Source organism: Clostridium sp. 001, assembly GCF_019056555.1.
GTDB classification, from domain to species: domain Bacteria; phylum Bacillota; class Clostridia; order Clostridiales; family Clostridiaceae; genus Clostridium_B; species Clostridium_B ragsdalei.
This window is the reverse complement of the sequence record NZ_CP020473.1, coordinates 3,283,586-3,305,554: the sequence shown is the minus strand read 5'-3', so window position 1 is coordinate 3,305,554 and position 21,969 is coordinate 3,283,586. Positions and strand designations below refer to the sequence as shown.

16 protein-coding genes and 1 pseudogene are annotated in these 21,969 nt (G+C 32.0%); 5 read left to right on the top strand and 12 right to left on the bottom strand.

From position 1 onward, the window contains the following. The first annotated feature begins 65 nt into the window (after positions 1-65). A complete protein-coding gene (locus B5S50_RS15445; RefSeq protein ID WP_217302290.1) occupies positions 66-758 on the top strand; it encodes a Crp/Fnr family transcriptional regulator in 693 nt (230 codons plus the stop codon). Between the two features lie 30 nt (positions 759-788). Here the strand turns inward: B5S50_RS15445 and B5S50_RS15440 are convergent, their stop codons facing one another. After that, complete coding sequence (locus tag B5S50_RS15440; protein ID WP_254306608.1) at positions 789-1,298, bottom strand: HAMP domain-containing sensor histidine kinase; 510 nt, start codon at positions 1,296-1,298, stop codon at positions 789-791. A gap of 239 nt (positions 1,299-1,537) precedes the next feature. On the opposite strand from B5S50_RS15440, the gene istA reads away from it, so the two are divergent. Together istA and B5S50_RS15430 are read left to right on the top strand one after the other, a co-directional pair. Next, positions 1,538-3,103: an IS21 family transposase gene (gene istA / locus B5S50_RS15435; RefSeq protein ID WP_217302289.1), complete on the top strand. Its 1,566-nt coding sequence runs from the start codon at positions 1,538-1,540 to the stop codon at positions 3,101-3,103. Beyond that, a complete protein-coding gene (locus tag B5S50_RS15430; RefSeq protein ID WP_217301826.1) occupies positions 3,096-3,839 on the top strand; it encodes an ATP-binding protein in 744 nt (247 codons plus the stop codon). Before istA ends, B5S50_RS15430 begins: the two co-directional genes overlap by 8 nt. Positions 3,840-3,885: 46 nt before the next feature. Here the strand turns inward: B5S50_RS15430 and B5S50_RS15425 are convergent, their stop codons facing one another. From B5S50_RS15425 to B5S50_RS15385, 9 genes are all read right to left on the bottom strand, one after another. After that, positions 3,886-4,617, bottom strand: coding sequence for a hypothetical protein (locus tag B5S50_RS15425; protein ID WP_217302288.1), 732 nt, complete (start codon positions 4,615-4,617; stop codon positions 3,886-3,888). Between the two features lie 3 nt (positions 4,618-4,620). Next, a complete protein-coding gene (locus tag B5S50_RS15420; RefSeq protein ID WP_217302287.1) occupies positions 4,621-5,319 on the bottom strand; it encodes a response regulator transcription factor in 699 nt (232 codons plus the stop codon). Between the two features lie 386 nt (positions 5,320-5,705). Next, complete coding sequence (locus tag B5S50_RS15415) at positions 5,706-8,252, bottom strand: FtsX-like permease family protein (RefSeq protein ID WP_217302286.1); 2,547 nt, start codon at positions 8,250-8,252, stop codon at positions 5,706-5,708. A gap of 19 nt (positions 8,253-8,271) precedes the next feature. Next, positions 8,272-8,952, bottom strand: coding sequence for an ABC transporter ATP-binding protein (locus B5S50_RS15410; protein WP_065078733.1), 681 nt, complete (start codon positions 8,950-8,952; stop codon positions 8,272-8,274). Positions 8,953-9,216: 264 nt separating this feature from the next. Then, positions 9,217-10,926 carry a methyl-accepting chemotaxis protein gene (locus B5S50_RS15405; RefSeq protein WP_217302285.1) on the bottom strand — a complete coding sequence of 570 codons (1,710 nt, stop codon included), beginning with the start codon at positions 10,924-10,926 and terminating at the stop codon, positions 9,217-9,219. Between the two features lie 419 nt (positions 10,927-11,345). Next, a complete protein-coding gene (locus tag B5S50_RS15400; protein WP_065078731.1) occupies positions 11,346-12,212 on the bottom strand; it encodes a YitT family protein in 867 nt (288 codons plus the stop codon). Positions 12,213-12,518: 306 nt separating this feature from the next. After that, positions 12,519-12,932 (bottom strand): OsmC family protein, encoded by a 414-nt coding sequence (locus tag B5S50_RS15395; protein ID WP_065078730.1) that lies wholly within the window; start codon positions 12,930-12,932, stop codon positions 12,519-12,521. Between the two features lie 305 nt (positions 12,933-13,237). Then, complete coding sequence (locus tag B5S50_RS15390; RefSeq protein WP_217302284.1) at positions 13,238-16,255, bottom strand: efflux RND transporter permease subunit; 3,018 nt, start codon at positions 16,253-16,255, stop codon at positions 13,238-13,240. 19 nt (positions 16,256-16,274) lie between these two features. Beyond that, on the bottom strand, positions 16,275-17,555 hold the full coding sequence (locus tag B5S50_RS15385; protein ID WP_217302283.1) for an efflux RND transporter periplasmic adaptor subunit: 1,281 nt from the start codon (positions 17,553-17,555) through the stop codon (positions 16,275-16,277). Between the two features lie 276 nt (positions 17,556-17,831). On the opposite strand from B5S50_RS15385, the gene B5S50_RS15380 reads away from it, so the two are divergent. Then, positions 17,832-18,374, top strand: a complete 543-nt coding sequence (locus tag B5S50_RS15380) for a TetR/AcrR family transcriptional regulator (protein ID WP_065079336.1) — start codon at positions 17,832-17,834, stop codon at positions 18,372-18,374. 149 nt (positions 18,375-18,523) lie between these two features. On the opposite strand, the gene B5S50_RS15375 is transcribed toward B5S50_RS15380, so the two are convergent. After that, positions 18,524-19,501 carry a uroporphyrinogen decarboxylase family protein gene (locus B5S50_RS15375; RefSeq protein WP_217302282.1) on the bottom strand — a complete coding sequence of 326 codons (978 nt, stop codon included), beginning with the start codon at positions 19,499-19,501 and terminating at the stop codon, positions 18,524-18,526. A 174-nt stretch (positions 19,502-19,675) separates the two neighbouring features. Here B5S50_RS15375 and B5S50_RS15370 point away from each other — a divergent pair. Beyond that, positions 19,676-21,020 (top strand): annotated as a pseudogene (locus B5S50_RS15370) (transposase). A 293-nt stretch (positions 21,021-21,313) separates the two neighbouring features. On the opposite strand, the gene B5S50_RS15365 reads toward B5S50_RS15370, so the two are convergent. Beyond that, positions 21,314-21,946: a corrinoid protein gene (locus B5S50_RS15365; RefSeq protein WP_217302281.1), complete on the bottom strand. Its 633-nt coding sequence runs from the start codon at positions 21,944-21,946 to the stop codon at positions 21,314-21,316. Between the last annotated feature and the right edge of the window lie 23 nt (positions 21,947-21,969).

The following is a 21,969-nucleotide window of genomic DNA, read 5'->3' as shown; positions in this document are numbered from 1 at the left end:
AGATGAGTATAATATAATAATGGTAATAAATCGGTATCCTCTGTTACCAAATTAAAGGTGATTAAATGTTTGAAAAATATGTAGATATATTATCAAAAATTAGCTTATTTCAAGATATTACTAAAGAAGATATTACTGTCATGCTAAATTTCATTAAACCTAAAATCAGTCAATTCAAGAAAAATGATTTGATTGCTATAAGTGGAGATGAATTTAAAAGCGTTGGAATTGTAATAGCTGGGAAAGCTGTTGTAGTAAAGGAAAATGCTGCAGGAAACAGAATGTTTATGACAAATTTGAATCCAGGAGACATGTTTGGTGAAATGGCTGTTTTTTCAGGAAAATCTGTACTTCCTGCTACCGTTGAAGCCCAAGATAAGTGTACAGTTTTATTTTTACCTGGTGAAAAAATTATAGGTGAATGTAAAAACATGTGCTCATGGCATCGTACACTTATCCGTAATATGTTTAAAATTATATCCAATAGGGCACTAGTACTAAACAAACATGTAGAGTATTTAAATATCAAAAACTTGAGAGGTAAAATAAGTACCTTTTTAATAGAACAATATAAAAAATCAGGAAAAAGTACTTTCAAACTTCCCTTAAAACGAAATGAATTAGCCGAATTTTTAAATGTTTCAAGGCCTTCCCTTTCACGGGAAATGTGTAATATGAGAGATGAGGGACTTATTGATTTTAACAGATCATCTTTTCATATTAAGGATATTGAAGGATTGAAAAATATGTCAGAGTAAACATAAAATCTATAAGTAAAAAATCTCTATTTAATTTGTATTTAAAAAAGTAATAGTGAAAACAGTTCCCTTACCTATCTTACTTTTTACATCAATCATACCACCGTTTCCATCGATTATGGATTTTGAAAGGGCAAGACCAATTCCAATAGATTCAGTACTTTTATTCGTCTTTCCCTTATAAAATCTTTCAAAAACATGTTTAAGTTCTTCTTTCGGTATTCCTTCTCCATTGTCTTTAACTATGATCCTGGTACAAACCTGACTTACTTCAGTAAACACATTAACTTCCCCACCAGACTTCGTGTGTTCAATTGCATTCTTAATTACATTTACAATTGCTTCACTTATCCAATTATGATCATGCTTTAACATAATTTTATCTCTGCCAGGATAAAATTTGAGTTTAACATTCTTACTTTCTGCTTTTATATCTAAGAATTTTAAAGATTCCATTACAGTTTTATTTATATCTAAACTTATCATTTTAAACTTTATTGCACCTGCATCTAATTTTGCAAGTTGGAGTAAGCTTTTCACAAGCCATTCAATTCTATTTAATTGGTTTTTACTATTTTCTAAAAATTCAATTTTCTTATTATTGATTATTTCGCGTTCACGGAGCCATCAATACGCAATTGAGAGCCACCTATTCGCATAATGATTCCACTCTGTTTTTTATAAGGTCATTCGTGGAATGATTCCACTTATTCATAAATCTTCTGTACAATAAATATGGAGCTAAAAGCTACCTAATTTTACAGAAGGGAGGCCTTTTTATGGCCAATAAAATCAAAGTGAAGCTCATCCTAGAGCTTCGAGCAGCACGTATGTCACGTAACACAATTGCAGCTACCAGGCATATGTCTAAAAACTCTGTTAGTGATGTGTTTCACATCGCTGATTCTCTCGGCATTACCTTCGATACTGTCAAAGACATGGATGAGGAAATCGTATATCGGATTTTCTATCCGGATAAGCATGTCATCGAAAATATGTATAGGAATCCTGATTATGAGTATGTTCACAAAGAATTGAAGAAAGTTGGTGTTACATTAAAACTGCTTTGGCAGGAATACTGTGATAAATGTAATAGCTCCAACGAAATCTCTATGGGCTACACTAAATTCTGCGAGGGATACAGTGATTATACGATTGCAAACAAACTGACTAATCATCTGGATCACAAGCCAGGTGTCATCACAGAAGTAGACTGGTCAGGACCAGGGATGTCTTATGTTGATGCTACAACAGGTGAAGTGATTACCGTATATCTGTTTGTTGCTACACTTCCATATAGCCAGTATTCATATGTAGAGCCCTGTCTTGATATGAAGCAGGACACATGGCTTAGATGTCATATTCACATGTATGAATTCTTTGGTGGTGTCACCATCCGTACTGTTTGCGATAATCTCAAAACTGGTGTTATATCCCATCCTAAAGAAGGCGATATCATACTTAACGACAATTATGAGGCACTTGGTTCTCATTACATGACAGCAATCATGCCAACCGGAGTCAGAAAACCTAAACAGAAAGCATCAGTAGAAGGTACTGTTGGAAAGGTAGCAACTGCCATCATTGCTAAACTTCGTAATAAGCTCTATTACTCATTTCATGAATTAAAGATGGGTGTCTCAAATGCCCTTACGGACTTTAATAACAAAAAGTTCCAAAAACGTGAGGGAAGCCGAAAGGCAGTTTTTGAAGAAGAAAAGAGTTATCTTCATAATCTTCCAATCATCCCATATGAAATCGCTGAATGGATTTATGGCAGAAAAGTAAATCTTGACTGTCACGTGGTCTATAACAAGAATCGATATTCCTGCCCTTATCAATATGTTGGTAAAACAGCAGACCTAAAAGTTACCGATTCTAACTTGGAAATATATATATCAAGGGAACGTGTTGCTACCCATACAAAGTTTCCTGATTATGTAATCAATCGTTATTCAACACACGCTGAAGACATGCCTGATCAGTTCCAACAACCTGAATGGGATAATACACGAATCAGACGACGGGCTTATTCTATCGGAAGCAGTACCGGTGAGGTTATTGATAGGATATTTGCTGGAGTAAAAATAAAAGAACAGGGATACAACCCATCCCTGTCCGTTTTACGCTTGAGCAAAACCTATTCAGAAGCCCGTCTGGAAACTGCCTGCGAGTTGGCACTAACTAGAGTCAAAACGCCCCGCTATCATCATGTTAAATCTATTCTTGCTACTAATCAAGACCAGATTTATCTAGAAAATAAAAATGCATCCGTAAAACCCAAGAAAAATACAGGTGGATATGTACGTGGTGCAGAGTATTACGGAGGTAGCAGTAATGATTAACGATGAAACAAAACGAAAACTGCGTGAACTGAATCTTAGTGAACTCATTACTGCATTGGAAATACAGCAGCGAGACATCAACTGTGTCACTCTGCAATTTGATGAACGCATACAAAGGCTGATGGATTATCTTTACCAGGAGAAATATAACAGTAAGATTCAGCGACTTATGAAGCTTTCAAAGTTCAGGCTTCCCAAAGCCGAAGTAAATGATATCTATTATTCAGAACGTGGTATTGAAAAGCAGGTGATTCAAGAATTGTCCACATGCCAGTTCATTGGAAACAATTCAAATGTCATTTTTCAAGGCTTTACCGGTTCTGGCAAAACATATCTTGCATGTGCACTTGGAAGGCAAGCCTGCAAATATCAGATCAAAACTAGGTATATAAGACTTCCAGACTTATTAGTAGAGCATGATGAGGCTTCTCTAGTCACTAAGGGCTCAGCAAAACTACTTAAGAAGTATAGCTGTTATGGATTGCTAATTTTGGATGAATGGCTACTTGAAGATATCTCTGAAGAAGAACAGCATTTCATCTTCGAACTGATTGAACGCAGACACGATTCAACATCTACTATCTTCTGCACGCAATACCGTCAGGAAGACTGGCATTCAAGACTTGGTGGTGGTGTTCATGCTGATGCCATCATGGACAGAATAGTACATAATGCAATCTGGGTTGAAACAGGATCCCTGAACATGCGTGAGTACTGTGCTAAACACAAGCTATAATTTCAAGTGGATTCATTCCGTGAATTGCTGGATTCAAGACGGATTATTACTGGTACGGAGCTATGCTCCGTACTGGATTCTTTTCCGCGAAATAATCATTATCATCTATCTTTCTATTCAAAAGTATATCGTTATATATTATAAGGGACGAAATTGGAGTTTTTATTTGATGTGATATATCCGACAGAGTGTTAACTAAAAAATCTTTTTCATGCTGTATTTGTGAAAAATTATTTTTTAAAATCACCCTCATGTTATCAAAAGCATAGGCGAACTTTGCAAAAGTACCTTCTGCATTTTCATAAATTCTTATGTCAAAATTATAATCTAACATATTTTTTGCTGCTAGTATAAGTTTTTCAAGTTTTTTATATATTCTTATATATAAAATAGCATTTGTTAAAAACACTATTGCAAAAAAACAAACCATAGAAGTAAGTAAAAATTTAATTAAATTTCTATAGTTATTTTCCAATTGAGGCATCAAGCCTATATTCAATTCTGTGCTATATCCATAATATTTTAGTATTTCTCTTCCACTTTTTATATCTTCCCCACTGCTATTTTTCGTTATAATAGCTACCACTTCATTTTTCAATTCAGGATGAGTCTTTACTATTTTACCAACAACAGCTGCATTATTATCTACATAACTATCCTTTATTCTTTCATAACTCTTATCAATAGTATAAGAACTTATAAGTATTGACAATAAAGCTAAAATCAATATAATACAGGAACTTTTCCTAATTTCCGGATTTTCATAATACTCCTTCATATTTTACTCCTTTTCAACTTCCAAATCCCACTCATATCCAAATCCTCTTTTTGTTTTTATATACTTAGGATTTGAAGAGTCCTCCTCTATTTTTTCTCTTATCCTCTTTATATACACGGAAAGCGTATTTGTATCGAAGTAATCTCCACTTCCATCACTAAGCTTGTCTAGTATTTCTTCTCTATTCATAGCCCTTTTTGGATTAGTCATAAAAAGCAATAACAATTTATACTCTTGCATAGAAAGGGACATATCACATCCATTTCTATAGGCTTCTAATTTGGTTGTATTTAAAACAATTTTTCCAGATTTTAATATATCACTCTTATCCGAATTGTTTTTTTCCGTTCTTCTCAAAATTGCCTTAATTCTAGAAATGAATTCTTTTACTCTAAATGGTTTTGATATATAATCGTCCGCACCTATATCAAGTCCTAAAACAACGTTTACTTCTTCGTCACAAGCAGTTAGAAATATTACTGGAATCTGACTTTTTTTACGTATATATTTACATACATCATATCCACTTCCATCTGGTAACATTACATCCAGTATAATAATATCTAAAGTTTCACTGTCAAAAATTTTTTTAGCTTCACTAACACAGGAACACCTTTTCACTTCATATCCCTCATCTTGAAGAGTAAAATCAATTCCAAGTGCCAGTGCCTCATCATCTTCTAGAAGTAATATTTTATTCAACTTAGCACCTCCACAATATATCTTTAAAATATATTCTATACACTAAATAAGGTTTTTGTCTAGTTATATACACAAATTGATAAGCACCAGATGAAATATTTTTTTATCTGGTGCTTATCAATAGTTATCCGTGTAAATTCGCAGCCAATGGCACTGTATATTTAATTAGAGAAACAATTTGTTTTCTTTACTTTTTATTTGACTTTCTATCTTTTACAACCATAATAATTATAGCAGCGCAAATAAGTCCAGCAACAAACATAAAACCAAACCTCATATAACCACCTTCTACAAGATTAATTTATGGGATTCTCAGTGAAATTTAGCAGCATATGGCCTATATCAAACCAATTTTTAATCTAGAAACCCTATATAATATATTACACTTAATCTTCTTGTCTTATGACATCTATTATATTTTCTCTTTTAATTCTAGCTAAAGGTTTTATTACAGATATTAACCCTATAAATATTGCAGCTAATCCGCTCACAAGTATCAAATTCCATGGAATATTCCACTTAAAATCAATAATTTTTCTCATAGGTGATGATACTGCATAAGATAACAGACTGCCTACAATACCGCCATAAAATGCACCATATAATCCATATAAAACTCCTTCTTTTAATATCATCTGTCTTATATTTTTATAAGTCATGCCAATAGCACTTAAAGATGCTATTTCTTTTTTTCTTAAAATCAGGTTTGTAGTTATAGTATTTATTATATTAACTGCACCTATTAGGGAAATTACAGCTATAAATCCATACATAAGTACCATAAGCTGCAGTGTATTCCCCCTAGCAGCTTCAGCTTGTTTGGATATATCAACAGCCTTTACTCCTTCTTTATCACATATTGGTTCAATAAAACTATTAAACTTATCCTCATCTTTTTTATCCTTTAAACGTATTTCAGATATTTTAACAGGCATCTTATTTAAATCTCTGCCAGTAATATTCTTCATCACATCTTTTGTCATTATAATATGAAAAAGTTTGAGATTATCTGAATAAAATTGATATGGTGCATCATCTACTACTGCTGCTACTTTTACCTTTATCATATTGTCTTTATTAAACTCTTCATTTTCCTTTTTGTTCTTATCAATATAATCTTCTCCCTGTACTGGTCTATACATCATATTTTTATCAATATAAATAGTATCTCCAACTTTTAAATTAGTAATTGAACCATTATAGTATTTTTTATTTACAGTTAACATACTATTCTTTACTATGACAACACCATTTTCCTCAGCCATATTTGAAGTATCTACCTTACCAGATTTAATATAGCTTTTAATGCTTCTAATCTTGTCCTCATCATAAATATCAAACAATGTTGTTATAGAACTCATCTTTTTATTTTCAAATGTTACATCACTATAAGTCTTAGGTGCATTTTTGACTAAGTAGTCATTTCTCTTTTCATTTGGAATCAACATACTAGAAGAATAAGTTCCATAGGATACATATTGTTTATCTACAAGTTTACTTTGATTTACTTTGTTTATAATATTTTCTTTAAGAGAGCTTGCTCCCTTTTTATCAACTACACCAATTAATTCAAAATTCATTTTTACATCTTCAGACTGTGAACCTGTAAAAATTGTCATCATATTTATAAAAGATGAAAAGAATATAAAAAGTGTTATACTTATTACCATTGAAAAAACAGTAACTCGGAATTTTTTCTTATTTCTCTTTATATTTTTAAATGCCATTAAACTTTCAATGTTCAAAAATCTTTTTAAAATATTTCCCCTCTTTTTGCTTATCTTTTCCTTTGATATAGATGTCCTGCTGCTTATAGCAACTAAAGGTGATACCTTTGATGCAGCTCTTGCTGGAATAAATGCAGATAAATATATTGAAACCACTCCAACTAATGCACTTATAACAAGCACATAGTAGGGAATTACTATTTTTAAATTGTTAAACGCTGTATCTGACATTATACTAAATATCTTGCTCACTACAAACATTGCAAATATTCCAGACAAAAGCCCAAGTGGAATGCCTATTGCACTTATTATGGATGCTTCTCTCAAAACTATTTTTCTAATCTGTGCTGGTGTCGCTCCAACAGCTCTCAAAAGTCCAAATTGCTTCATTCTCTCAATTACACTTATCTGAAAAGAATTATATATGACGGCTATCGTTGCTATTACAATTATACCTATTATTACACCTGCTATACCATATAATTGTTTATTTAAATTACTACTGCCTTCACCTGAATAGTCCAATAAATCTTTATTTAAAATACAGTTGTCTTTAAATTTATTACTTAATTCTGATACGGTATTTGATATTCCTGCCTTTTTGTATATGCTCACATATACTGCAGATTTTTCTATATTAAATATAGTAGAATAAGTCATGCCTAAAGCTGTACCATTGTATTGAGTTTCAGCCTGATTTTGAATAATTCCTGTAATTTTAAATTTTTTTTCTTCTCCTTGATCTGTCTCAAATTTTATAGTATCTCCTATTTTTAGATCACCCTTCATATAACTAAATGCCCAGTTTTCAATTGCTATTTCTCCTTCTTTTTCAGGAAGTTTTCCCTTTACTGCATTATAGCTTTTAGGTAAAAATCCTAAAGCAGATTTATTGTATTTATTAATTTCAATCTTTTTTCCATCTTTTAAATTACTTTCAAACCACTTTTCTTGGATACCTACTTTTTCAATTTTAGGATTAGCTTTTAACTGGTGGTAATCATCTGCAGTCATTTTTTGAATCTTAACGTGGTAACTTCCATTTTGTTTTATAGCATTTTCAACAAAGGAATTTTGGAGACTTTTAATAAATAATCCTACTGCCGTAATCAATGCTACAGAAAGTATTACTCCTAAAATAGTGAGCATTGTTCTCTTTTTGTTGTGTTTTAAATATTTATTTGTTATTTCCTTGTAACTATTCATCTTATATCACCTCCCTACTTTAAATTGATTTATCTGCTTTTATTTCTCCATCAAATATAGTAATAACCCTATCTGCTTGTTCTGCTACATTTATATCATGGGTTATGATAATTAAAGTTTGATTATATTTTTTTGATGATAACTTTAAAAGTTCTATTACTTCTTTACTATTTTTGCTGTCTAAATTTCCAGTTGGTTCATCTGCAAGTATAAGAGCTGGTTTATTTATAAGAGCTCTCCCAATTGATACCCTCTGCTGCTGACCTCCTGATAACTCGGATGGAAGGTGAGTTATCCTTTCTTTTAATCCAAGCATACTTATTACTTCATCTAAGTAACCTTTATCTGCTTTCTCCCTATCCAAAAGTGATGGAAGAGATATATTTTCTTCTACATTTAAAACTGGTATGAGATTAAAAAATTGAAATACAAACCCAATATTTCTTCTCCTGAATATAGCTAATTTTTCTTCATTTAACCTATATATATCTTCATTTTCTATATACACTTTTCCAGATGTTGGCCTGTCAAGTCCTCCCAACATATGTAGAAGTGTACTTTTTCCAGAACCAGATGCCCCTATTATTGCTACAAATTCACCTCTATTAACAGTAAATGATACATTCTTTAGAGCTTCAACTTTATTTTGTCCCTTGCCATAAGTTTTTGATAAGCTTTCAACTTTTAATATTTCATCCATATTGTTATCCCCCTCTATATCCTGATTTACTTTAAATGACTAAATAAAAAACTTTTTATTATGTTTTCTTAATTCATTATATTTTTTTAAGTAATCTATAACAATAACTAGACTCTTACAATTAAAACATGAAATCTTACATTTCTGTAAGTATACAATTTTGCAATTTAAACTCATATAATAAAGTCTAAATATTTTTGACATTAAAAGCAAAACCCCAACTTAATTTTAAGTTGAGGTTTTGCTTTTAAAAATGTACTAATACTATAACTTAAATTTACCTATTTCTTCTTTCAATTTTCCCATGCTCTCACTTGACATTGCTATTTGTTCAACTATACTGTTAGTTTTAGAATTAACATCATCTATCTTTTTGGCAACATTTGTTGTACCTTCAGCTCCCTGTGATGAGGCTTCAGCTATCTGATCTATAGTTTTTAGCATATCACTTACTGATGTTGAAAGGTGCCTTGAAGTATTACTAAAGTTACCAACAAGATTGTTTACAAAGCTGGCATCCATACTATAACTTTCTGCTGCCTTAATCATAAATTTGTAGTCATTACTTATATCCTCAGATAAAAATTTTAACAACTTATTTGAACTTTTGGATAAAGTATCAACTGCCCCAGTAACTTTTTCCGTCATATTTTTTATCTCAGTAACTGTACTATTGGATTCTTCTGCAAGCTTTCTTACTTCATCAGCAACTACAGCAAAACCTTTACCAGATTCCCCTGCTCTTTCAGCTTCTATAGCTGCATTCAATGCTAGTAGATTAGTTTGTTCCGTTACTTCCATTATGGTTTCTGAAAGTATATTTATTTGCTGAACTATCTTAGAATTTTCAATGGCATCTTCAAGTTCCTCCTTAGTCTTTATAAAAATAGATTCAGTTTTTTTCTGTGATTTAGTTACATTTTGCTTAGTTTCCTGTCCTCTTTTATCTATATTATTAGCTTCTATATCACCATCTTGAGATTTCTTTGCAATGTCCTCTATAGCCTTTCCAATTTCTTCTGATGCAGCGGCCATTTCCTCTGAAGAAGCTGCTGTCTCCTGCATTCCTGCTGCAATTTCTTCCGTTGTTGCAGATACATCTTGTATATTATTTGACAGTTCATTAACATTATTGTTTATGTCCTCATTTATTGAAATAACGTTTTCAATTGATTCATTAACTCCCTTCATTATTTCTTTTATATTGAATATAAATTTATTTAGGCTTACAGCTAATTCACCAATTTCATCTTTGGAATCAATCTTTATTTTTTGTGTTAAATCTCCACCCCTTTCTGACAATAAGTCCAATTCCTTCTTCATAATGCTTAATGATTTTACTATACCTTTTGTAACTGTTAGTCCAAATGTAAGTAATAATATGGATAAAATTAAAATAATAATTATGTATACATTTCTAGCTTGTACATATATATTATTACCTTGAGTGCTTGCTGAAGCAGCCATCTTTTTATTAAAATCAACAAGCTTTGAACAGGATGAAGAAAACTCATCAAATGCTTTTTTTGAATCACCATTCATAATTTTCATAGCATCGTCAGTCTTCAATTCTCTACTTAACTGTATAACTTGCTTATGCATATCAATATACTTATTCCACTCATTCTTAACATCCTGAATTAAATTTTTGTCTTCAGTATTATAGATGGACTTTTCATATAATTTGATTTCACTGTTTATCTGAGTAATTTTGCTTTGCATTTCTCGTTCCTTTTCATTCATTGTATTAGAATCCACAGCAATTATATGTTCATACTCTAAAACTCTAAAATCAGAAGTCATATCGCTAATGTTTTGTGAATGCTGCATTGCCGGCATCCATGTTTCATCTATAATAGTAGACTTTTTATTGACTGAATCTAAAGTTATCAGCGAATATATTCCTAAAGATGTAATTGAAATAATCACAGCAGCAACTAATAGTATTAGCTTACTCTTTATTGTTTTTGGCATATTATCCTCCCCTAAATTTAAACTGTTTACACATTTTGAATTAATTTACATCAATTTAGTTATAACTCCCATTAACTAAATTACATTTGAGTTATATATCGTGCCCAAATTTAATTCCTTTACATAATAAAAGTAATTGACAACGCTTACTCTTTTAATCCTAAAAAATCCATTACAGTTTTACAAATACTAAAAAAGGACTTCTATAACATAACTATTATAGAAATCCCTTTCTTTATCTTTATCCGATGACTACCTGCTCTAATACTCCCACTTCTCCAAGTGGTAGTAAAGAGCAGCTACATCCCTGGATAACGATTTTCCCTAAAGGATAACGCCTTCTAAGTGCTGAAGCACTAAGAAGCCTGTTAATAAGCATCAGGTGGAGTCAAAACTCCATCTGATGCCAAGAACTCTGTTTATATAGCTTTTTTAAATCCTTTTCCCATTATTTCAGAAGCATCAGATATACTTATAAAAGCTTTTTTATCACAAGAAGTAACAATCTTTTTTAATTCAGGTAATTGAGATAAAGGAATTATACAAAAGAGTATCTTTTTTTGTTTTTCCGTATAGGCACCTTCTCCATAGAGCATTGTTACTCCACGGTTAAGGTCTTCAAGTATACGTTTAGTAACCTCTCTTTCTTTATCAGTAATAATGATTACCGATTTAGATTTATATAACCCTTGTACTACTTTATCCAGTACAGCAGATGTTAAATACATGGCTATTAACGTATAAAGAGCATTGGATATTCCAAATATAAAAGCACTAATGGAAACTATAATAAGATTTATACCAAAAGATGTTTTTCCTATATCAAAATTAGAATACTTTTTTCTAATGAGCATAGATATTATGTCCAAACCACCTGTAGACCCATGATATGAAAACACAATACCAAATCCTATTCCATTTAAGACTCCCCCATAAATACAATAAAGTAAATTATCATTAATATGTAACATGTTTGATATAGGTTGTGTAAGAATTAATCCTATAGAAAACGTTAACATGCCTATCAATGAATAGATAGTAAATCGTTTATTTAATTTTACTATGCTTAATATAAATAGAGGAATATTTAATATAAGTACAACATATCCTGCTTGTATTTTAAATAAATATTGTATTATTAAAGCTATTCCAGTAACACCACCGCTTAATAAATGAGCATGAGTTAAAAACATGTTGACACTAATACATCCCAAAAAACTTCCCAGAATAATAAGCACTACATTTATAATGTCATCTTTTTTTATAAATTTCATAATAAATTTCATATCTTTATAATGACCCCCCTCGCTAACTAGTATATTTATTATAATAGTTTTTTTCCACGGGTTCAATATTATAGAAATTTAATCAAGTGATTTTTAGATTCAGATAAAGTTTGCTTATAAGGATGACTTTCTCCAGCTGAACCTTATTAACAGTATTCTTAGTATATTTAGCACTAAGAATACTGTTAATAAGCATCAGGTGAAGTTAAAACTCCATCTGATGCCAGGGACTCTGTTTATAAGGCTTTACAGATATATATATAAATTAGCATAAAAATTATTTACTCTCTATTTTCTAATAAAATATTATTCTTTTCTTTTTACTTGTCCTTTAATAATGTTAGGTTGTGATAAGATGGCTGCAATACTACAATTTTTATCAACGAAATCGTTCATCTTTTCAATTTCCTTGTCATCTGCATCTGTTTTAACTAAGATATCCACTTTGATGTTTAAGCCTATTCCATTCTCAACTTCATCAAAATCACTGCTGATTTGAGCTTCACATTCTTCTAAATTAATTCTCCTTTTCTGAGCATAACTACTTATCACCATTAGCTTGCATCCAGCCAAAGCCGCTAATAGCATTTGGCCTGGTATCGCACCCTCATCCTTTCCACCATTTTCAATTGAATGGTCCATAATATATTCATGATTTCCTACTTTAGCACGTACTTTAAATGTTCCATCCAATTTTGCATTACATTTAAGTGTTAACATTACAAACTCACTCCCTCAATAATTTATCATTCTAAGTTAATCTTTATTTGCATTTTAATGTGTTTGTATATAATATGTAACTTTCTATTGTAATGTAAATAAATCTTTATAATTTTTTTACTCTACCTTCAAGTTTATCTGATGGCTACCTACTGTAACACTCCCACGCACACAGCGAAAGCGACTATACCAAATCAAAGATTTGGAATATCTGCTTTTCTATCAAAGTGGGAGCTAACAGTAGCTACGCCCCTAGATAATTCATCTAAACTTAGTGGTAGAAACAAACTTCCATTAAGTAAGATTCATTGATTATTTACTAAAGAATAAATTACTGGAACGACAATAAATGTTAAGAAAGTAGCTGTTAAAAGACCAAACATCATAGCAACTGACATAGGACCAAATAGTGCACTTCCTGAGAAAGCTAGTGGTATAAGTGCTGTAATAGTTGCTACAGAACTCAATATTATAGGCCTGAATCTTTGGCTTACAGCATATATACAAGCGTCATCTACAGAAAGCCCATCTTCTCTACCATTATTTATATATTCAATAAGAAGTATGGCATTTCTTATAACAACTCCAATTAAACTTATTACACCCATAAAAGCTGTAAGTGACAAATCCATTCCAAAAGCGTGAAGTCCTATTGACACTCCTATAAGGGACAGCGGCAGTGCACACATTATTACAAAAGGTTGTACAAATGATTTAAATTGAACAAATAAAAGTATATATACTATTGCTAAAATAAGTACACCTGCTATGCCAAGGCTTGTAAAGTACTTACTTATTTGAGCCTTTTCCCCATCATATATAACTTTTACTGGTTCTAAATTCATTCCATCTATTTTTTGCTTTAATGCATTTTCTATATCAACTGAATTATATCCACTTTTAACATCACTATAAACAGTTATAGTCCTATCCTCTTTATAATGCTTTATCTCATCCAGCTCTGAGTTAAGCTTAATAGATGCTACCTCATATAAAGGCACTTTCTTCTTAGTAACACTTGATTCAATATATAAATTTTTAAGGTCCCCTACAGATGAAATATTTGTTTTAACCATGATGTCATATTCACTACCATTTTTCCTATAAACAGAAGCTGTATAACCTTTAAGTGCAATATTTATCTGCTGCAGAATATCTGATTTCAATACTCCAAGTTGTGATGCCCTATCTTCATCTATATTTATTTCATATTGATAACTTTTTTTAGCTGCATCATCTCTTATATTCATAGTTCCAGATATATTTTTCAATTGCTGCTGTATTTTTTCAGAAGCATTCTCAATCTGATCTAAATCATCTCCAGTAATTCTCAAGCGCACTGGTGCCCCTATAGGTACTGCTTCTTCAAGTTGTTTTACTGTAGCTGTACCTCCTGAAATTTTGCTATCCAATTGTTCTTGAATATGCTCAACCAATTCCTGTCTTGTCTTGAACCTTTTAGTCTTATCCAAGTCTACCTTTACCATAATTTGAGCTTTATCATTAGAAGGATTAACTGTAGGCAATGTTACATAAAATGGAGGCATACCACCACCTATAGCTGAAGTATAAGTTGTAACTTCTTTTTGCTCTTTTAATACACCTTCTATATTTTTTACAAGCTTACTAGTACTTTTTATATCGTCAAATTTTTCATTTGCAACATCTATATATACTTCATTCTTATCTACATATGGAAAAAGCTGCATTCCGAGTGTTTTAATTAAAATTAATGCTACTACAAAAACAGCTAGTGCTGCCCCAATGATACTCTTCTTGTGTTTAAGTCCATATTTTAAAAGGTTCTCAAACATCATACGAATTGGATTTTTTCTGGTACTTTCCTTGCTTTTTCTAAAAAACAATGCAGACATAACTGGAGTTACAAACAATGCAGATAAATAAGAGCAAATTACACATATTATAACAACCTGCGGCAGGCTTTTTAAAAACTCACCTACTTCTCCTGATATTGATAATAGAGGTAAAAAAGCTCCTACAATAATTAGAGTAGATGTAAATACTGGAACAAACAGCTTCTTTATGCCATTAAATGCTGCTTCATCCCTTGTCATGCCTTCATCTATTCCAACCTGTATGACATCTCCTATTACTATGGCATCATCAACAAGTATTCCAAGGGCTATAATAAGTGCTGTAGTTGACATCTGCTCAACTTTAATTCCAAGTGCATACATAATGATAAATGTCATGCAGATAGATATAGGTATAACTGCAGATACTACCATTGAATTTCTAAAGCCCATACCTATAAGAACAGTTACAATTACAAGTATTATTCCATCTCTAAGATTTTTCATAAAGAAAGAAACAGAATCGCTTACGTCTTTAGGCTGAAAAGTAATCTCATCTATAGTTAAATCCTTTGGCATCTGCTTTTTTATCGTATCTAATTTTTTTGTTATATCTTTTCCTATTGGAACTATATTTTTATTTTTTTGAAAATACCCTGCAAGTAATACCGCATTTTGGCCATTGTCAATAAATTTATAATTTGAATCATCATCATAATCCATATATACTTTAGCTATATCCTTGATTCTTACGGTTTCACCAGTACTGCTTGAAACTCCTACAACAGTATTTTCTATATCATGCAGTGAACTAAACATACCGGTTGTATTTACTTTTATTTTACCTGTTGCTAAATTTAAAGATCCCGACGGTATGTCTACATTTTGTGCACTTAATACAGAACATACATCTGCTGCAGATACTTGATACTTATTTATTTTGTTCCAATCTACCTGTACTTTCACTTGCCTGTCCTGCTTACCTTTTATATCTATTCTTGAAATACCACCAGTATCACGAAGCTGCTTCTTTATATCATCAGCATAACTTCCTAATTGTTGATAAGAATAATTATTGCCTGATACACTTATTATGATACCAGCCGTTTCTGCAAGGTTAGTATTAATCTCACTATCATTACATCCATTTGGAAGATCAGACTTTAAATCCTTTACTTTGTCTCTTAAATCTCTCCAGGCTTTATCTTGATCAGCATCATTGTTTAAATATATGATAACTATTGATGCATTGCTTTCTGAATAAGATTCTACATAATCACATCCATCAACTTCTTCAACTTTCTGTTCAACTTTTTTGGTAACTAACTTTTCTATATCACTAGATGAGGCACCTGGATAAACCGTAGTAATCATAGCTGCTGAAGATGCAACATCCGGGGTTTCCTGTTTTGAAATACCACTATAACAGTAAAAGCCACCAATTATAACTATAGCCACCAGGAATAATACAATCTTTTTATTTTTTATAGCTGCCTTAATTAATCCCATATTATATTCTCCTCTTCCTTTATTTAACCGTAACTTTATATCCTGACTTTAGGCTTTTCATTCCTTCAACTACGAGTTCATCTCCACTTTTTAAACCGTCCACTGAAACTTTATCTTCATCAGTATCACCTAAAGTTATATTTTTCTTAACAGCATGTCCATTTTCAATCACATAAACATAATCTTCGCCATCATTTAAGACAGAACTAATTGGAATAGATATTGCATTCTTATCTCCCATATCTATATAAACTGCTGCTGTTTCTCCTATATAATATTTATTATTATCTATTAGTTTTGAAAGTTTAATTTCTGCACTATATGTTCCAGACTTACTGTCAGCCATTTGAACTACATTTATAATTTGCCCTTCTGCACTGTCATCCCCTATCTTGACCTTTGCATTTGTACCAACTTTTACTTTCTTTACATCATCATCTGAAAGTCCGACTGTAATGACTTCATTTTCACTTCTAAACAAAACTACTGGGTCTCCTGCCTGCTGCATTTCTCCTTCTTTGCCCAGTACATCTACCACATATCCATTTTGGTCTGCTGCCATAGAGGCATCTTGAATTAAATTTTCTTTTGAATCGTAATTTACTTTTGCTTCATTTAATTGTGCTAACAGTGCCTTTTTATCTTCATCTCTAGAACCTTTTTGCACTTGTTCAAGGCTCTGCTCTGCACTATTTAATGCATTCTGAGAATTGTCTAATTGTAACTTGACATCATCTAATTCTTGTTTTGAAATGGCCCCTGAACCACTTAGTTTACAGTACTTATCATACAAATCTTTATAATAATTATTACTGTCTTGTGCATTTTTAACTGCTATCTGTGCTTTACTTACATCTTCCTGCTGTGCACCGTTTACCGCCTTATTATACTGTGCAGAAGCAGCATCAACTTGAGACTTAACAGCTTGTGCTGCAAAATTAAGATCGCTTTTATCAAGATCTACCAGCTTGTCACCTTTTTTTACATGCTGGCCTTTAGATATATATATTTTTAAAATCTTAGCTGAACTTTTAAAGGATAATTTTCTAACTTCACTACCTCCAGTTAGCCCCTGATATTGCAGTGACATAGGATAACTCCCACTCTTAATTTCTAAAGTCTTTACTGGATAACTCCTTGCATACGTTTTTTCCTCATTAGATTTTCCACCAATTATAAAATATGTGCTTAATGCTGCTATAGTAACAACAGCCAAGCAAATGCAAATTATTTTCTTTTTTTTATTTAATTTTTTTACTGCTGAACAAATATACTTAAATTTATATATAAATTTCCTCATGTTATACCTCCTTTAGCTTAAACACCGTTCACAATTCAAAATTTCAGTAGATTTTTAGATTTCCTGTGACAACAGAGAATCATCCTTAATTTTGAATTGACTACTAACACAAACAATATCAATGATAAGACGCTTGTATTTTTATCAACATGCGTTTATTATAAAATGTGTGTTGTATAACTTCAATCATTAATCTATTGCCCTTTTGTTGGTTATTCAACATATAATAGACATATGTTGAATAATTATTGAAATATTTTTTGTGGAGGGTTTTTTATGGAGGGAAAAAAACTTGATAGGCGTGTGAGAAAAACTAAAAAGGCTCTACTTCAAGCCTTGACAAAACTTATGTATAAAAAGAAAGTTAATAATATTACAGTAAAGGAACTTACGGACTTAGCAGATGTTAATAGATCAACTTTTTATCTTTATTATAAAGACATATTTGATATGGTAGATATGATAGAAACTGAATTGGTTAATGATTTCAGTGAAGCTTATGACAAATTTTCAAAGGAAGCTACCACCTATGATGACTTACTATCTTTTTTTGTATATCTATTCGAGTTTGTACAAGCTAATGCTGAAATGTTTAAAATATTTTTGGGGTATGATGGGAACTACGCTTTTATAGAAAAATTTAAAGATGCTATAAAGCACTGCAAGATTCCCCTAGACGATACATCCTCAGAAGCAGAAGCTCACTATGTTATGCCTTTCGCTATATCAGGCTGTATTGGAGTAATACAGCAGTGGTTGAAAGATGACATGATTATTTCTTCTGAAGATATGGCTGCCATTCTTGTTAAAATGCTTTAAATTAGAGACTTTACGGCACCAATTCCATACTTAATATTTGTACCTTAAGTTCTTTTTTGCATAAAAAACATTTTGGATTAATTTATTTCTAACATTAATCCAAAATGTTTTTTATTTACAAGAAAAATGTTTTATTTCAGTTATGTAGCTTAAAACATTTTTTTACTCATTTCATCTATTGCCTTACTTACTGTCTCATATACATTTGGGAAATATCCCTTAGGTAAACCCGCAGTCAGGCATGGAATAAAGTATTTCTTTCCATTAGCTTTGCAAGCTTCTTCCACATGTTTGATACAATTTTCAAGTGTCCAATCCGGGAAATCAATCAAACCGCTGTGGAGTCCTCCCATAAAGGATATTTTTCCACCATATTGCTTGATTAGTTCAGGAATGTTATTAGTATTCATAACGCCTTGCCATATATCGATGCCCATTTCGATCATATATGGGACCAGGTTAGCGGCATAAGAATCGCTGTGATGAACAATCAATTCAACACCATTGGCTTTATAGTAACCATAGATTTTTTTATAAGCCGGAAGAAAGAACTCTTCAAACATTTTAGGAGCCACAAAAGAGTTTTTTTGACTTCCCCAATCATCATGATGGAAAATGCAATCCGGATGAAGTTTTTCAACTATCACTTTTGCAACATCCAGCTCATGCTGCGTAAGTGCATCAATTAACTCATGCATAGCTTCAGGTTCTTCATATAAACCCATTAACGCATCTTCCATACCCATAAGATGATGTGTCATTTCAAAGACACCTGGGGCATAGAAAGGTGCCACAAATTCCTCATTACGGTCAACAGAATTGGCATGAGCAATAGCTGGAGCCCAAGCTTCATCCGAAGTCTCGACTTCAGGAATTTTAACATATTTCTTCCATTCAGTAACATCTTTTAAAACTCTGTGTTCGTCATCATGAACAGGGAACGCACCAAGTTGACCTTCTGGCCATTGCCATGTTATCCCCCAATTATCTTTCCAAGTACAACCGTAGTTAGATCTACTTCCCAAAGGCATTTCCATGATCATATTCAAAAATTCATATTGATTAACAAAACGATCTGGATTTCCACCTTTAATAGTTTCAAGTAAATTCTGTCTTTTAGTTAACATACAACAATACCTCCTTATATTATTTATGATATTAGGCGTTTGCGAAACGCTACAACCCGTATAAATGCGGTGTATTTTTTGTTACAAAACAAAATAACTCCTCACTGATTTATGGTAAAATTGAATTGCAAAGAAACAAAATCACCATATACCTCAGAAAGGAGTTATATATTTATGATACCATATAAACAGCTTTCTTTGGCAGATATTTTTTCTGATTGCAAAGAAAAATTTGAAAATAACAAGCCTCAGTTTCTTTCTTTACTTGAAAATACTATTAACCTTGATGATTTAATCCCTGCTTCCTTCATAAATCATTTTTATGCTTCTACTGGAAGGCCCCGTAAATACAGTCTTTACGCCATGCTCCGTGCTTTGATTTTGCAGCACATTTTTTCTATTCCTACGGATTCCCTTTTGATTATTTTTCTTAAATATTCTCAAGAGTTAAGGGATTTCTGCGGTTTCCTTAAAGTCCCTGATGCTTCTAAATTCACACGTTTTAAACAGGATTTTATTCTGGACTTACAATTGATATTTGATAATCTCGTTGATATTACTGAACCAATATGCCAGCAAATTGACCCCAAACTTGCTTCTATGACTATTTTTGATACTTCTGGTATCGAAGCTTTTGTTACTGAAAACAACCCTAAGTATGCTAACCGCATCATAAAACAGCTTAAGACTTTTAAGAAAGTACATGCTTTAGATGATTCTTATGATCCTTATAAAGCTGCCTATGGTTCTATGCCTCCACACGCTTCAGCTAATCCGGCCATTCAACAAATGTACATTAACGGTCATTTTTGCTATGCTTTTAAATTTGGCATTGTAACCAACGGACTTGGTATTGTAAGAGATATTTCATTTTACAATCAGGATTTTCTAAAAGCACATCCTGATATTGTTATTGAGAAAAAATCTGATTCACCGGATGAAGATAAATCTCTTGCTGATTCTAAAGCTCTTATACCTGTTCTTATGGATTTCTTTGCAAAACATCCTTTGATAAATCCAAAAATCTTTTTAGGTGATGCTGCTTTTGACAGCATTCTGATTTATCGATACCTTTTGCATGATTTGAAATTTGAAAAGGCATTCATTCCATTAAAAACTAAACTTGCATCAAAAGAATTCGACTGCCCTTTAAATGAAAATGGTATTCCATGCTGTCCTTATGACCATTCGCTTCCAATGAAACGAGAAGGCAGTAAAACACACTTACGTTCTGGAATTCCATCAATGAAATTCGTATGTCCCAAAATGAAATGGGTATACAATAAAAAAACTAAAAAGAGCAAACGTGTAACTCTATGTGAAAATCCATGTACAAAATCTTCTTGCGGCAGAATGTTTTACATTTATCCTGAAAAGAATCTTCGTGCATATCCTGGAACTACTCGTGGAACTCTCCAATGGGAAAACACTTATAAAATCAGGACTGCTGTCGAGAAAAACATCAACCATTTCAAAGGCAGTTATTGCGTTGCGGATCGTAAGACACAAAATGAGCTAACGCTTCATTCTGACTTACTTCTAGCCGGTATAACTCAGCTAATAACAGTTATTGTAGCAAATAAAATACATAAAAATGAATATATTAGAAGCCTAAAACCATTAATTGCATAAATTTTATTTGTAAAAAATAGAAACCCAACTTTGCTTTATTTCGTGCGCCCTTTTTTATCAATATGGCTATTTCAAATCATAAAAATTTGTCTTTAAACTTCTAACAATACTTTTGCAACTTCTAAACATCTTTTATTCATTTTTATTAGCGAGTTTCGCAATTACCTATTTATGATATATTTATGCCGTTGCCAATTCTTTAGCCTTAACTGCAGCACTACCTGCATCAGGTGTATATGCATCTGCCCCTATTGAAGCCGCAAATTCAGCTGTTACAGGAGCACCACCAACCATTATCTTGAATCCTTTTAATCCACTTTCTCTTAAAACCTTAACTGTTTTCTTCAAAGCTGCCATTGTTGTAGTAAGAAGTGCTGAACATGCTACTATTTTTACATTTTCATTTGCCTTAACTGCTTCAACAAATTTAGCATCAGGTACATCTACGCCAAGGTCTACTATTTTAAATCCAGTACTTTCCATCATCATTGCAACCAGATTTTTTCCAATATCATGTAAATCCCCTGCAACTGTTCCAATAATACATGTGCCTAAAGAAGTTGAAGCTCCGCTTGCAAGATGAGGTTTAAGCACTTCTACACCTCTTGACATTGCTTTTGCTGCTATTAGCATTTCAGGTACGAATATTTCTCCTGTGGAGAATTTATCTCCTACAACACCCATTGAGTCAATCATAGCTTGAAGTATATCTTCTGCTTTGCTTCCCTCATCTAGTGCTTCCTGCACCAATCCTTTAATAAGTTTAGTTTTACCTGCCTCTAAATTAACTTTCACTTCTTCAATTTTAGACATTATCTTTTCCTCCTTATTATTTT